This window comes from Rathayibacter sp. AY1E6 (assembly GCF_002931115.1).
Lineage (GTDB): Bacteria > Actinomycetota > Actinomycetes > Actinomycetales > Microbacteriaceae > Rathayibacter.
The window spans coordinates 260,138-274,637 of record NZ_PSVK01000002.1 but is presented as its reverse complement, the minus strand read 5'-3'; the positions used below and the strand labels follow the sequence as shown (position 1 = coordinate 274,637).

Genomic DNA, 14,500 nt, shown 5'->3' with positions numbered 1-14,500 from the left:
GCCCCCCCGGATCCTCGGGGACCGGGGTGGGAAGGCTCAGGTGCTGGATCGGGAGCCGGACGTCGCCCGCAGGCGCGCTGCTCGCGAGCTGCTCGTTCAGCGGGCGCACCCACCGAGACAGGAGCGCCTGATCGGGGTCGGTCTCCCGCACCCGGGGGTGCGGAAGCGCACGCTGGAGGGTGCGCACCTCCGGGACACGGGCGGCCCCCGATTCCTCCCGCAGGGCGCGAGAGGACGAGAGTCCCCTCCCGATCCCGCACGAACAGCGCCGTGAGACGCCGGAAGGCCCGGGCGGACCCGGGCCTTCCAGTGGAGCGGATCAGCCTCGCGGCTTCTCCTTCATCTCGATCGTCTCGATCTCGTCGCCGATCTGGATGTCGTTGTACTTTCCGAGTCCGATACCGGCCTCGTAGTCCGTACGGACCTCCGTGACGTCGTCCTTGAAGCGACGCAGCGACTCGATGGCCAGGTTGTCCCCGACCACGACGCCGTCACGGATGACGCGCGCCTTCGAGTTGCGGGTGATCGTGCCGGAGCGGACGATGACACCCGCGATGTTGCCGAACTTGGAGGAGCGGAACACCTCGCGGATCTCGGCGACACCGGACTGGACCTCCTCGAACTCGGGCTTGAGCATGCCCGTGAGCGAGTTCTCGACCTCTTCGATCGCGTTGTAGATGACCGAGTAGAAGCGGATGTCCACTCCTTCTCGAGCAGCGCGCTCGCGGGCCTTCGGGTCGGGGCGGACGTTGAAGCCCACGATGATCGCGTTGTCGATCGTCGCGAGGTTGACGTCCGACTCCGTGATCGCACCGACACCGCGGTGGATGATGCGCAGCTGCACCGAGTCGTCGACCTCGATCTTGACGAGCGACTCCTCCAGCGCCTCGACGGCACCGGACACGTCGCCCTTGATGATGAGGTTGAGCGACTCGACCTTGCCCTCCTCGAGAGCACGGGTGAAGTCCTCGAGCGAGATGCGCTTGCGGGCCTTGGCCAGCAGGGCGTTGCGCTGAGCGGCTTCGCGCTTCTCGGCGATCTGACGGGCCGTGCGGTCCTCCTCGGTGACGAGGAAGGTGTCGCCGGCGCGGGGCACGGACGAGAGTCCCTGCACCTGCACCGGACGCGACGGCACGGCTTCGAGGACGGCGTTGCCGTTCTCGTCCGCCATCGCACGGACGCGGCCGTAGGCGGTTCCGGCGACGATCGCGTCTCCGACGCGCAGCGTTCCCGACTGGATGAGCACGGTCGCGACCGCACCGCGTCCCTTGTCGAGCTTCGCCTCGATCGCGACTCCGCGCGCCTCCTTGTTGGGGTTGGCGCGCAGGTCGAGACCGGCGTCCGCGGTGAGCAGCACGGCGTCCAGGAGGTCCTGGATGCCGGTGCCCGCGCGAGCCGACACGTCGACGAACATGACGTCTCCGCCGTACTCCTCGGCGACGAGCCCGAACTCGGTGAGCTGCTGGCGCACCTTGGCCGGGTTGGCGTCGGGCTTGTCCACCTTGTTCACCGCGACCACGATCGGCACGTTGGCCGCCTGGGCGTGGTTCAGCGCCTCGATGGTCTGCGGCATGATGCCGTCGTCCGCCGCGACCACGAGGATCGCGATGTCCGTGACCTGGGCACCGCGGGCTCGCATGGCGGTGAACGCCTCGTGACCCGGGGTGTCGATGAAGGTGATCGGGCGCTCGATGCCCTCGTGCTCCGCGACGACCTGGTACGCACCGATGTGCTGCGTGATGCCGCCCGCCTCGCCGGCGACGACGTTGGCGTTGCGGATCGCGTCGAGCAGGCGCGTCTTTCCGTGGTCGACGTGACCCATGACGGTGACGACCGGCGGACGGATCTCGAGGTCCTCGTCCGTCTCGTCGTCGAGCTCCTGCTCGAGGTCGAGACCGAAGCCCTCGAGGAGCTCCTTGTCCTCGTCCTCGGGCGAGACGACCTGGATCTTGAAGCCGAGCTCGGAGCCGAGCACCTCGAAGGTGGCCTCGTCGAGCGACTCGGTCGCCGTCGCCATCTCGCCGAGGGCGAAGAGGACGGTGACCAGGTTGCCGGGGGGCACCGGCACGCCGGTCATGGCCTCGATCTTGTCGGCGAAGTCCGAGATCGACGCGCCGCGGCGCAGACGGATGACCGTCCTGCCGTCGCCGCGGGGGACGCTGACGCCGCCGAGCGACGGGGCCTCCCTGAGCTCGAACTCCTGACGCTTCGTGCGCTTGGACTTCCGGGCCTTGCTCTTGCCGCCGCCGCGACCGAAGGCTCCTGCGGTTCCACCGCCGGGGCCGCGACCGCGACCGCCGCCGCCGCCACCGGGACGCGGGGCGAAGCCGCCACCGGCACCGGGAGCGCCGCCGGGGCGCTGGAAGCCGCCGCCGGCCGGACGACCGGCACCGCCGGGACGTCCTGCTCCGCCGCCGGGTCCGCCGGGACGCTGGCCGAAGCCGGCGGGGCGCTGGCCCATGCCGGGTCCGCCGGGTCGGGGCGCGCCGGGGCGCGGAGCAGCGGGGCGGGGGATGTTGCCCGGGGTCGGACGCGATCCCATGCCCTGCGAGCTGGCGAAGGGGTTGTTGCCGGGGCGCGGGGCGGCGGGACGCTGTCCCATGCCCTGGTTGCTGGCGAACGGGTTGTTGCCCGGGCGCGGGGTGCCGCCGGGGCGGTTGGAGCCGCCCGAGGCGCCGCCGGGGCGCGGGGTGTTCGCGGCGGGAGCCGGACGCGGGGTCACGGGCTTGGGTCCGCCGGGGGTCGCGCCGGACGCCGGCTTCTCGGCGGCGGCCGGAGCCGCGGGGGCCTCGGTCGGAGCCGGAGCGGCGGCCTCGGCGGGCGCGTCCTTGGCTGCCTGAGCGCGCTGAGCGGCCGCGGCCTCCTGGGCGGCCTGAGCCTGGGCCTGGCGCTCGGCGACCGACATCGGCGGTGCCGGCGCCGGAGCGGGCGGCTTGGCCGGTCCGGGCGTGGGCGCGGACGGACGCGCGCCGGAGGGGCGCGGGGCCCCGGGACGGGCGCCGGCGGCGGGGGCGGCCGGGGTCGCCGACGCTCCCGCGGAGGAACCGCCCTGGCCCTGGAGGGCCTGGCGGAGCTTGCGCGCCACCGGGGGTTCGATGCTCGAGGACGGGCCCTTGACGAACTCGCCGAGCTCCTTCAACTTCGCAAGTGCGACCTTGCTATCGACACCCAGTTCGGATGCGATCTCGTGTACGCGTGGTTTTGCCACTTCTCTCCTGTCTTGGGCCTGCACCCAAGACGGGGGCAGGCGTCACGAACGGACGGGTCTCATTTCGAGCCGCTCATCAGTCTTCGCTCATGATCAGTTCACGGGCCGTTCTGCCTGTTCTCTATGGTGTGATCGTGCGCTGCTCCGGCCCCTCCGGTCGAGGGGCCGAGCCGGTCGGATCGTGCGATGTACTGCTCCAGCTCGCTCGCGTCCACGCTCTCGCGTGTCCGGAACGCTCTTCCGAACGCGCGGCGCTTGACCGCGAGCTCGTAGCAGTCGGCTGTGTCGTGGAGCCACGCTCCCCGACCAGGACGGACGGCACGCGGGTCTACCGCGAGGACGTTCGAGTGGAGGACCAGCCTCAGAAGAGAGGCCCGGGGGGCGCGCAGACGGCAGCCGACGCACGTTCTGACGGCTTCCACTCTACTCCCTCCCCTCCGGGACCGCTCCCCCGCACGGCCGATGCTCGGGGATCACTCCCCGTCCATCACCGAATCGGGCTGGATGTCGATCTTCGCGCCGGTCAGCTTGGCGGCGAGGCGGGCGTTCTGGCCCTCCTTGCCGATGGCGAGCGAGAGCTGGTAGTCGGGGACGAGCGCGCGGACGGCCTTGAGGCTCTGGTCGATCACGAACGCGCTGGTCACCTTGGCGGGCGAGAGCGCGCTGGCGACGAAGGTCGGCAGGTCGGAGGAGTAGTCGACGATGTCGATCTTCTCGTTGTTGAGCTCGGCGGTCACCGCGCGCACGCGCTGGCCGAGCTCGCCGATGCAGGCGCCCTTGGCGTTCACGCCGGGCTCGGTCGCGCGCACCGCGATCTTGGTGCGGTGGCCCGCCTCGCGGGCGAGGGAGACGATCTCCACCACGCCGGACGCGATCTCGGGGACCTCGAGGGCGAACAGCTTGCGCACCAGCGACGGGTGGGTGCGGGACACCTGGACCGACGGGCCCTTGGGTCCGCGGCCGACGCTCGTGACGTAGACGCGGATGCGGCGTCCGTGGCTGTAGTCCTCGCCGGGCACCTGCTCCTCGGGCGAGAGGATCGCCTCGATGGAGCCGAGGTCGACGTGGATCATCCGCGGATTGGGGCCCTGCTGGATGACGCCGGCGACGATGTCGCCCTCGCGGCCCTTGAACTCGCCGAGCACGTGCTCGTCGGCGATGTCGCGCAGGCGCTGGTTGATGACCTGCTTCGCGGCGAAGGCGGCGATGCGGCCGAAGTCGCGCGGGGAGTCCTCGGCCTCGCCCACGACGGCGCCCTCCTCGTCGAGCTCGGGCACGAAGACCGAGACGTGACCGGTCTTGCGGTCGAGGTGCACGCGCGCGTCGACGGCGGTGGCCTTGTCGGCGTCGTCGGCCTGGCCGATGTGCTTGAGGTAGGCGGTCAGGATCGCCTGCTCGATGATCTGCACGAGTTCCTCGAAGGGGATCTCGCGCTCGCGCTCCATGAGTCGCAGAACGCTCAGGTCGATGTCCACGGGCGGGCCTTTCTCTCTATTCACTTGGATGCCGCGGTGGTGACCGCGGTCGTTCGCCTGCCGGGCTCTCACCCGGATCAGCCCTCAAGGGTACCCGACGCGGCCCGGGGTTCCACCCGCGGTTCCTGCCGAGGCACGGAGGGCCCCGCCTGCCGCGGGAAGCGGTGGCGGGGCCCTCGGCGTGTCGGGTCTAGGCGCCCAGCCGGGCGAGCGCCTCGGCGACCGGGAGCTGCTCGCGCTCGCCGGACCGGCGGTCCCACAGCTCGACGATCCCGTCTGCCGCTCCTCGCCCCGCGATGACGATCACGGGCACCCCGATCAGCTCGGCGTCGCCGAACTTGACGCCGGGCGAGACCTTCGGGCGGTCGTCGATCAGCACGTCGCGGCCGGCGGCCTCGAGGGAGGCGCCGACCGACTCGGCGAGCTCGAGAGCCGCCGCGTCCTTGCCGGTCGCGATGACGTGCAGGTCGAACGGCGCGACGTTCGCGGGCCACAGCAGTCCGCGGTCGTCGTGGGTGGCCTCGGCGATGATGGCGAGGATGCGGGTCACGCCGATGCCGTAGGAGCCCATCGTGACGGTGACCAGCTTCCCGTTCTCGTCGAGCACCTTCAGCCCGAGGACGTCGGCGTACTTGCGGCCGAGCTGGAAGACGTGGCCGATCTCCATGCCGCGGGCGGTCTCGATCGGGCCCGAGCCGTCGGGCGCCTCGTCGCCGGTGCGGACGTCCGCGACCTCGACGGTGGCGTCGCCGTGGAAGTCGCGGCCGGCGACCAGGTCGAGGACGTGCTGCCCGGAGACGTTGGCCCCGGTGATCCAGGCGGTGCCGTCGACCACGCGCGGGTCGAGCAGGTAGCGGACGCCGGTCGCCGACTCCTCGCCCAGGACGGCTCCCTCGGCCGACCAGGGTCCGATGTAGCCCTTGACCAGTCCGGGGTGCTTCGCGAAGTCCTCCGCGGTGGCGGCCTCGACCTCGGCCGGGGCGAAGGCCACCTCGGCGCGCTTGAGGTCGACGTCGCGGTCGCCGGGCAGGCCGATGATCACGAGCTCGCGGGTGCCGTCGAGCGCGGTGAGCGCGAGGACGACGTTCTTCAGGGTGTCGGCGGCGGTCCAGGCGCGGCCGTCGGGGCGGGGCTGCGTCGCGTTCGCCAGGTCGACCAGGGTCTGGATGGTCGGGGTGTCGGGCGAGTCGAAGACGCGCGCCTCGGGCAGGCCCTCGACGGGCAGCGCCGCGGGGACGGGCGTGCGGTACGCCTCGACGTTCGCCGCGTACCCTCCCGCCGACCGGACGAAGGTGTCCTCGCCGACGGGGGTGGGGTGCAGGAACTCCTCGCTCCGGGAGCCGCCCATCGCTCCGGCGTCGGCCTGCACGATCACGTACTCCAGGCCCAGGCGGGCGAAGATCCGCTCGTAGGCGTCGCGCTGGCGCTGGTAGCTCGCGTCGAGGCCGGCGTCGGTGTAGTCGAAGGAGTACGCGTCCTTCATCGTGAACTCGCGGCCGCGCAGGAGGCCCGCGCGGGGCCGCGCCTCGTCCCGGTACTTGTCCTGGATCTGGTAGATCGACAGGGGCAGGTCCTTGTAGGAGGAGTAGAGGTCCTTCACGAGCAGCGTGAAGAACTCCTCGTGCGTGGGAGCCAGCATGTAGTCGGCGTCCTTGCGGTCCTTCAGGCGGAACACGCCGTCGCCGTACTCGGTCCAGCGGCCCGAGAGCTCGTAGGGCTCGCGGGGCAGGAGCGCGGGGAAGTGCACCTCCTGGGCGCCGGCCGCCTCCATCTCCTCGTGGATGATCCGCTCGATGCGGCGCTTGACGCGCAGGCCCAGCGGCAGCCAGGCGAAGACGCCGGGCGCCTGACGGCGGATGTAGCCCGCGCGGACGAGGAGGCGGTGGCCCGCGACCTCGGCGTCGGCGGGATCCTCCCGGAGCGTGCGGACGAACAGATGCGAGAGACGGGTGACCACGAGGGACGATCCTATCCGCTGCGCTCCCCCGGCTCGCGAGGGCGCCGGGAGCCTCAGTCGGGGATCCGCGAGAAGACGACCGCTCCGCCCGTGCCGTCCAGCAGCACGTCGTCGGGGGTGCCGCCGATCGTCATCGGGCCGGAGAGGAGCGCCCGGAGCCGGATGGCCTCGGGGCTCGGCGTGTCGGAGCAGGTGTCGGAGCCGGTCACGTCGTCGCCCGGGATCAGCACGCCGTCGTCGATCCGGTAGGCGGCGCTGACCACGAGGCAGCCGGTGCCGACGACCAGGGTCGGCGCACCCCCGACGCTCTCGGAGCGGAGGCGGACGCGGGCGTCCTCGACCCAGGCCGTGTACGGGGTCTCCCCCTCTGCCGCGGTCAGCACCCAGCGGTCGCAGCCGAAGGGGTCCTGCGGGGTGCGGCTGTCGATGCACTCGCCGGCCTCGGAGGACGGGCCGCTGCGGAGCGCGGCGACACCGGAGGCGAGGAGCGCGGCGGCGACGACCACGAGCGCGAGGCGCAGTGCGGGGCGGACCACGTCGATCCGCCCCGCGTCGTCAGTTCGCGCCGACGGTGACGACCGGGGCTCCGGTCGAGGTGTCGTCGGCCGGCATCTCGGCGGCCAGGCGGTTGGCCTCCTCGATGAGGGTCTGGACGATCTCGGCCTCGGGGACGGTCTTGATGACCTCGCCCTTGACGAAGATCTGGCCCTTGCCGTTGCCGGAGGCGACGCCCAGGTCGGCCTCGCGGGCCTCGCCGGGTCCGTTGACGACGCAGCCCATGACGGCGACGCGCAGCGGGACGCTCATGCCCTCGAGGCCGGCGGTGACGTCGTTGGCGAGCGTGTAGACGTCGACCTGCGCGCGGCCGCAGCTGGGGCAGGAGACGATCTCGAGCTTGCGCTCGCGGAGGTTCAGCGACTGGAGGATCTGCAGGCCGACCTTGACCTCCTGCGCGGGCGGGGCCGAGAGGGACACGCGGATGGTGTCGCCGATGCCCTCGCCGAGGAGGATGCCGAAGGCGGTGGCGGACTTGATCGTCCCCTGGAACTCGGGGCCGGCCTCGGTGACGCCGAGGTGGAGGGGCCAGTCGCCGCGCTCGGCGAGCTGGCGGTAGGCCTTCACCATGACGACGGGGTCGTTGTGCTTGACCGAGATCTTGAAGTCGTGGAAGTCGTGCTCCTCGAAGAGGCTGGCCTCCCAGACGGCGCTCTCGACGAGGGCCTCGGGGGTGGGCTTGCCGTACTTCTGCAGGATGCTCGGCTCGAGCGAGCCGGCGTTGACGCCGATGCGGATCGAGACGCCGGCGGCCTTCGCGGCGGCGGCGATCTTGCCGACCTGGTCGTCGAACTTGCGGATGTTGCCGGGGTTCACGCGGACCGCGGCGCAGCCGGCGTCGATCGCGGCGTAGACGTAGTTGGGCTGGAAGTGGATGTCGGCGATGACCGGGATCTGGCTCTTCTTGGCGATGATCGGCAGCGCCTCCGCGTCGTCGCGGCTCGGCACCGCGACGCGGACGATGTCGCAGCCGGACGCGGTGAGCTCGGCGATCTGCTGGAGGGTCGCGTTGATGTTCGTCGTCGGTGTGGTGCACATCGACTGGACGCTGACCTGCGCGTCACCGCCCACGAGCACCTTGCCCACCTTGATCTGGCGGGACTTGCGGCGGGGGGCGAGGGTCATGGGGACCTTGGGAAGACCCAGATTCACTGCTGGCACGCGCCCCATCGTACGCGCGCCGCGGGACCCCTCGTCCGCTCGCCGCACCTTCCCAGCCGCCGCCCCTCCTGCGCGCCTCGGAACCCGTCCACCGCACCTGCTCTCAGCCCGAGACCGCACGACGATCCGCGGTCGCCTCGCTCCCGAGCCGAACCGCCGATCCCGTCCGAGCGACCGGCTCCAGCCGTCCGCACCCCGCTCCACCCACGCCCCCACCCCGAGAAGCCGACCGCGCCACGCCGGGCGAGGACCGGCGTGGAATCCAACTCAGAACAGCGTGATCGGCTTGACGATGTCGGCGTAGATGAGGAGGGCGCTCATGCCGCCGAGGACGAGGACGACGACGTAGGTGAGCGGGAGCAGGCGGGCGATGTCGACGGAGCCGGGGTCGCGGCGTCCGAAGAGTTTGGCGATCCGGCGGCGCAGGCCCTCCCAGAGGGCGCCGGCGATGTGGCCGCCGTCCATGGGGAGCAGCGGCACCAGGTTGAAGACGAGGAGGGCGACGTTGAGCGAGGCGAGGACGCCGACCATCGTCTGCACCTTCGACACGACGGGGAGCTGGTCGGAGGCGGCGATCTCGCCCGCGATCCGGCCCACTCCGACGACGCTGATCGGGCCGTTGGCGTCGCGCGCCTCCGAGCCGAACGCCGCCTGGGCGACGTCGATGAGGCGCTGCGGCAGGTTGAGGATGACGTGGGCGACGCTGGTGATGTTCGACCAGACCGTCTCGGGCACCGCGGTGATCGGCTGCTGCGCGAGGGCCGATGTGGGCGAGATGCCGATGAAGCCGACCGTCTGCGTCTCGATCGCACCGGAGGCGTCGGTGACGGGGGCGCCGTTCGCGTCGGTCACCGCGACCTCGTTCTCGGCGGGGGTGATCGTGAGGGTCAGCGGCGCGCCGTCGCGCTGGACGGACACGCTGAGCGGGACGCCCGCGGAGCGCTGGATGATCGGGGTCAGGTCGTTCCAGGTGCTCACCGGAGTGCCGTCGATCGCCGTGATCGTGTCGCCCGGCAGCAGGCCGGCCGCGGCTCCGGGTGCCAGCGGGTCGTCGGCGGTGCAGGTCGCGGTCGCGCGCTGCGACTCCGGGACCACGCACTGCGAGACCGCGGCGAGGGTGCTGGTGCTCTGCGGGATCCCGATGCCGCAGAGGAGGACGGTGAAGAGGACCGTGGCGATCACGAGGTTCATGAAGGGGCCGCCGGCCATGACGATCACGCGCTTCCACACGGGGAGCCGGTAGAACGCGCGATGGTCCTCGCCGTCGCCGATCGTCTCGGCGCTGGCGGCACGGGCCTCGTCGATCATCGTGGCGTAGGCGCCGCGCCGGGGCTCCTCGAGCTGGGCCTCGGAGGACGCCAGGCCGTTGAAGAAGCCTGTGCTCGACTCCGTGGGCCGGTCCCCCGGGTGCTTCGGCGGGTACATGCCGATCATGGCGATGTAGCCGCCGAGCGGGATCGCCTTGACGCCGTACTCCGTCTCGCCGCGTCGCCGGGAGAAGAGGGTCGGCCCGAACCCGATCATGTACTGCGTGACCTTGACCCCGAACAGCTTGGCGGGGAGGAGGTGCCCGACCTCGTGCAGGGCGATGGAGAGGGCGACGCCGACGGCGATGATGACGACGCCGAGGACGAAGAGCAGCACGGATTCCACCGACACACTGTAGGCCGGGCCCGCCCGTCCACGCTGGGGTGCGCCTGCACGGATCCGATGAACTCCGCGGCCGAGCGGATCAGCGGCGCGACGTCCGCCGACACGGATCCGCGGGGACGGAGCCCGTCCGGATGACCCCTGGTCAGACTCCGGCGATCCGCTCGTCCGCCGTGCGGCGCGCCCACTCTTCCGCCGCGGCCAGCGACTCGCGGGTCAGCACGCCGTCGACGCTGTGCGCGTCGACCACCGCCTCCACCGTCTCGAGGATGTCGAGGTAGCCGATCCGCCCCGCGTGGAACGCCTGCACGGCCTGCTCGTTCGCCGCGTTGAACACGGCCGGGTAGGAGGCGCCCGCCTCCCCGACGCGCTTCGCGAGCCGGACCGAGGGGAACGCCTCCTCGTCCAGCGGCTCGAACGTCCAGGAGTGGGAGCGGGTCCAGTCGAGCGGGACGCCGACCCCGGCGACGCGGTGCGGCCAGTCGAGGCCGAGCGAGATCGGGAGCCGCATGTCCGGCGGCGAGGCCTGGGCGATCGTCGAGCCGTCGACGTACTCGACCATCGAGTGGATCACCGACTGCGGGTGCACGGTGACGTCGATCCGGTCGTAGGGGACGTCGAAGAGCAGGTGCGCCTCGATCACCTCGAGCCCCTTGTTGACCAGGGTGGAGGAGTTGGTCGTGACGACCAGGCCCATGTCCCAGGTCGGGTGCGCGAGCGCCTGCGCCGGGGTGACGTCGCGGAGGGAGGCGCGGTCGCGTCCCCGGAACGGCCCGCCGGACGCGGTCAGCACCAGGCGGCGGACCTCGCGGTGCTCGCCCGCGAGGAGGGCCTGGGCGATCGCGGAGTGCTCGGAGTCGACCGGCACGATCTGGCCGGGACCGGCGAGCGAGGTGACGAGCTCGCCGCCGACGATCAGCGACTCCTTGTTGGCGAGAGCGAGCGTCCTGCCCTCCTCGAGCGCCGCGAGCGTCGGGCCGAGCCCCACCGAGCCGGTGATCCCGTTCAGCACGACGTCCGCGTCGACCGAGCGGATCAGCTGCTCGGCCTCCTCCGCACCGAACGCCGTGTGCTCGACGCCGAACGCGGACGCCTGCTCGGCGACCGCCGCCCGGTTCGAGCCGGCGGCGAGGCCGACGACCTCGAACCGCTCGCGGTTCGCGCCGATGACGTCGAGAGCCTGCGTGCCGATGGACCCGGTCGAGCCGAGGATGATGACCCTGCGCATCCGCCCATCCTGGCACGGAGCACCCAGCGCCTCCCGGTCAGCTGATGGCGAGGATGTCGACCACGAAGACGAGGGTGTCGGTCCCGCTGATTCCCGCGTTCTGGTTGCCCTGGTCGCCGTAGCCCTTCGACGGCGGGATGGTGACGAGCACCTGCGAGCCGACGGTCTGGCCGACCACGGCCTCCTTGAAGCCCTCGATCACGTCGCCGGTGCCGAAGGCGGCGGGAGCGGGCTTCCCCCAGCTCTGGTCGAACACCTCGCCGGTGCCCCAGACCACGCCCTGGTACTGCACGATCAGCTGATCGCCGTCGGCCACGGTCGCGCCGCTCCCCTTCTTGAGGACGGCGAGCTGCAGGTCGGCGGGCGGGTCGGTCGAGGGGATGGTGACGGTGGGCGCCCCGTCCTCGGCGAGCGCCACCGTCGGCAGGCCGTCGACCGGGGGCTGCGGCTCGCCGTCGGCGGCGGTCGGCACGATCTGCTCGACGTCGATCACCATGACGATCGAGTCGGTCGCGGCGATGCCGAACTGGCTCTGCCCGGCGTCGCCGAACGCGTCGGCCGGGGGAACGACGGCGACGACGCGCGAGCCGACGGTCGCGCAGTTGACGGCCTTCACGAGGCCGGCGAGGTACTGGTCGGTGTCGACCTCGAAGGCCGCGCGGCCACCGGACGCGTAGCTGCTCGCCGAGAACTCGGCACCGCTCGTCCCGTTGTAGAGCGTGTAGTCGACCAGCACGGTGTCGCCCTCGGCGACCTCCTCGCCGGTGCCCTCGATCGCGACCGAGCGCTCGGTGACGTCCACGCTGACCGGGCTGGGGAACACGGTGACCGGCTTGGTGGCGAAGTCGCCGCTGGTCTGCACCGCGGCGGTCGCCTCGCCCTCGGTCGCGCAGCCGAGCGGGGTGGCGGAGGCGGACGGCGCTGCATCCGGCTCCCCGGGGGTGCAGGCCGCCAGGCTCAGGGAGGCGCCGAGGACGGCGAGGATCGCGAGGGTTCTGCGCACAGGGGCACCTTTCGTGACCGGCGGCGGCCGGTGGACGTTCGGGGATCGCCTCCATCCTGCACGGCGCGCCTCGCAACGCGCTGAGTGCGGGTCCTCGAACGGTCCCAGGCCTACCATCGGGGCATGCGTGAATTCTCGGTCCCCCAGTCCCGAGAGCTCGTCACCGAGCTCCCCGGCCCGCGCTCCGTCGCCCTCCAGGAGCGCCGCGTCGCCAGCGTCTCCCGCGGCGCCGGGACGCTCGCGAACATCTACATGGACCACGCGTCGGGCGCGGTCCTGGTCGACGTCGACGGCAACCGCCTGATCGACCTCGGCTGCGGCATCGGAGTGACCACCATCGGCCACGCGCACCCCGCGGTCGCCGCGGCGGCCGCCGCGCAGGCCGAGAAGCTGACGCACACCCTCTTCACCGTCACTCCGTACGAGAACTACGTCCGGGTCGCCGAGAAGCTCGCCGAGATCACCCCCGGGGACTTCGAGAAGCACTCGATCCTGGTCAACTCCGGCGCGGAGGCGGTCGAGAACGCCGTCAAGATCGCGCGGAAGTTCACCGGCCGCCGCGCCATCGCGACGCTCGACCACGCCTTCCACGGCCGCACCAACCTCACGATGGCGATGACCTACCGCCCCTGGCCGGAGCGCGCGGGCATGGGCCCCTTCCCGGGAGAGATCTACAGCCTCCCGATCAGCTACCCGTTCCGCGACCCCGAGGGCATGACGGGCGAGGAGGCTGCCGAGCGCACCATCGACTACATCACCACCCACATCGGCGCGCAGGAGCTGGCCGCGCTCTTCGTCGAGCCGATCCAGGGCGACGGCGGCATCATCATCCCGGCGCCGGGCTACTTCCGCCGCCTGTCCGAGTTCTGCACCGAGAACGGCATCGTCTTCGTCGCGGACGAGATCCAGGCCGGCATCGCCCGCACCGGCACCTGGTACTCCATCGAGCACCACGGCGTGGTCCCGGACCTCATCACGACGGCCAAGGGCATCGCCGGCGGCTTCCCGCTCGCCGCCGTCACCGGCCGCGCCGAGATCATGGACGCCGTGCAGCCCGGCGGCATCGGCGGCACGTTCGGCGGCAACCCCGTCTCCACCGCCGCGGCGCTCGCGACGTTCGAGGCGATCGAGTCCGAGGGCCTGCTGGAGGAGGCGCAGCGGGTCGAGCGCCTGCTGCAGGCGCGGATCGGCGACTGGGCCGAGCGCTTCGCGGTCGTGGGCGAGGTCCGCGGCAAGGGCGCCATGTGGGGCGTCGAGCTCGTCCACCCGGGCACGAAGAAGCAGTACCCGGAGGCGCTCACCGCGATCCTGAAGCACGCCACCACGAACGGCGTGATCGTCCTCGACGCGGGCAGCTGGGACAGCGTGCTGCGGATCATGCCGAGCGTGGTCATCAGCGAGGAGCTCATCGACGACGCCGCGACGGTCATCGAGGAGGCGCTCGCCCAGTTCGGCTGATCCGCCGCATGACCGGAGCGGCATGGACGCCCCGGTAGCTTCGTCGGAATGCGGATCGACGACGACCAGGAGAGGCCGACTCCCCCGGGGATCGGCCTCTCCGCGCGTCTGGCGCGCCTGTCCATCGGCGGCGTCGGCCGGCTGGTCTACCGGCCGATCGTGGAGGGGCGCGACAACGTCCCGGCCGAGGGACGCGTGATCCTGGCGGCCAACCACCTCTCGTTCATCGACTCCCCGGTGCTGACGCTGCTCGCCCCGCGGCCGGTGCAGTTCCTGGCCAAGTCGGACTACTTCACGGGGACCGGCGTGCGGGGCGCCCTCTCTCGCGCCTTCTTCACGAGCGTCGGAGCCGTCGCGGTCGAGCGCGGCGCCGGCCAGGCCGCTCAGGAGGCGCTGGACCTCGGCCGGGCGATCCTCGAGCGGGACGAGGCGTTCGCCGTCTACCCCGAGGGCACCCGCTCCCGCGACGGGCGCCTCTACAAGGGCCGCACCGGAGTGGCATGGCTCGCCCTCACCACGGGCGCGCCGGTGGTCCCCGTCGGCATGATCGGCACGCAGGAGCTCCAGCCGGTGGGCACGAGGGTGCCGCGCCTGCACCGGATCACGGTCCGCTTCGGGGCTCCGCTGGACCTCTCGCGGCACGGCTCCGCCGACTCCGGCCGCGCCCGACGCCACGCCACCGACGAGATGATGGCGGCCGTCCACGCGCTCTCCGGACAGGAGCTCGCCGGTGCGTACAACGAGTCGCCGCCGACGACCACGGTCGAGCGCATCCGTCGGGCGCTCCCGCACGAGCGCCGCTGAG

11 protein-coding genes are annotated in these 14,500 nt (G+C 72.0%); 2 read left to right on the top strand and 9 right to left on the bottom strand.

Annotation, left to right across the window (positions count from 1 at the left end):
- Positions 1-319 precede the first annotated feature (319 nt).
- From infB to C5C46_RS02960, 9 genes are all read right to left on the bottom strand, one after another.
- Positions 320-3,208, bottom strand: coding sequence for a translation initiation factor IF-2 (gene infB / locus C5C46_RS03000; RefSeq protein WP_104225594.1), 2,889 nt, complete (start codon positions 3,206-3,208; stop codon positions 320-322).
- A gap of 98 nt (positions 3,209-3,306) precedes the next feature.
- On the bottom strand, positions 3,307-3,630 hold the full coding sequence (locus tag C5C46_RS02995; RefSeq protein ID WP_104225593.1) for a YlxR family protein: 324 nt from the start codon (positions 3,628-3,630) through the stop codon (positions 3,307-3,309).
- 51 nt (positions 3,631-3,681) lie between these two features.
- Positions 3,682-4,683, bottom strand: coding sequence for a transcription termination factor NusA (gene nusA / locus C5C46_RS02990; protein WP_104225180.1), 1,002 nt, complete (start codon positions 4,681-4,683; stop codon positions 3,682-3,684).
- 190 nt (positions 4,684-4,873) lie between these two features.
- The gene (locus C5C46_RS02985; RefSeq protein WP_104225592.1) at positions 4,874-6,640 is read right to left on the bottom strand and encodes a proline--tRNA ligase; all 1,767 of its coding nucleotides are present in this window, start codon (positions 6,638-6,640) and stop codon (positions 4,874-4,876) included.
- A 53-nt stretch (positions 6,641-6,693) separates the two neighbouring features.
- Complete coding sequence (locus C5C46_RS02980; RefSeq protein WP_104225591.1) at positions 6,694-7,176, bottom strand: hypothetical protein; 483 nt, start codon at positions 7,174-7,176, stop codon at positions 6,694-6,696.
- 19 nt (positions 7,177-7,195) lie between these two features.
- A complete protein-coding gene (gene ispG / locus C5C46_RS02975) occupies positions 7,196-8,356 on the bottom strand; it encodes a flavodoxin-dependent (E)-4-hydroxy-3-methylbut-2-enyl-diphosphate synthase (protein ID WP_173244694.1) in 1,161 nt (386 codons plus the stop codon).
- 267 nt (positions 8,357-8,623) lie between these two features.
- Positions 8,624-10,009, bottom strand: a complete 1,386-nt coding sequence (locus C5C46_RS02970; RefSeq protein WP_258059286.1) for an RIP metalloprotease — start codon at positions 10,007-10,009, stop codon at positions 8,624-8,626.
- Between the two features lie 142 nt (positions 10,010-10,151).
- The gene (gene dxr / locus C5C46_RS02965) at positions 10,152-11,234 is read right to left on the bottom strand and encodes a 1-deoxy-D-xylulose-5-phosphate reductoisomerase (protein WP_104225590.1); all 1,083 of its coding nucleotides are present in this window, start codon (positions 11,232-11,234) and stop codon (positions 10,152-10,154) included.
- Positions 11,235-11,271: 37 nt separating this feature from the next.
- Positions 11,272-12,237 carry an FKBP-type peptidyl-prolyl cis-trans isomerase gene (locus C5C46_RS02960; protein WP_181067725.1) on the bottom strand — a complete coding sequence of 322 codons (966 nt, stop codon included), beginning with the start codon at positions 12,235-12,237 and terminating at the stop codon, positions 11,272-11,274.
- Positions 12,238-12,360: 123 nt separating this feature from the next.
- On the opposite strand from C5C46_RS02960, the gene C5C46_RS02955 reads away from it, so the two are divergent.
- Both C5C46_RS02955 and C5C46_RS02950 read left to right on the top strand, forming a co-directional pair.
- Positions 12,361-13,695 carry an aminotransferase class III-fold pyridoxal phosphate-dependent enzyme gene (locus tag C5C46_RS02955; protein ID WP_104223043.1) on the top strand — a complete coding sequence of 445 codons (1,335 nt, stop codon included), beginning with the start codon at positions 12,361-12,363 and terminating at the stop codon, positions 13,693-13,695.
- Positions 13,696-13,743: 48 nt separating this feature from the next.
- A complete protein-coding gene (locus tag C5C46_RS02950) occupies positions 13,744-14,499 on the top strand; it encodes a 1-acyl-sn-glycerol-3-phosphate acyltransferase (protein ID WP_104225588.1) in 756 nt (251 codons plus the stop codon).
- Position 14,500 lies beyond the last annotated feature (1 nt).

Coding starts and splice junctions, on each gene's coding strand:
- dxr (WP_104225590.1), bottom strand. CDS start 11,234: ATGCGCAGGGTCATCATCCTCGGCTCGACCGGGTCCATCGGCACGCAG.
- C5C46_RS02955 (WP_104223043.1), top strand. CDS start 12,361: ATGCGTGAATTCTCGGTCCCCCAGTCCCGAGAGCTCGTCACCGAGCTC.
- C5C46_RS02950 (WP_104225588.1), top strand. CDS start 13,744: ATGCGGATCGACGACGACCAGGAGAGGCCGACTCCCCCGGGGATCGGC.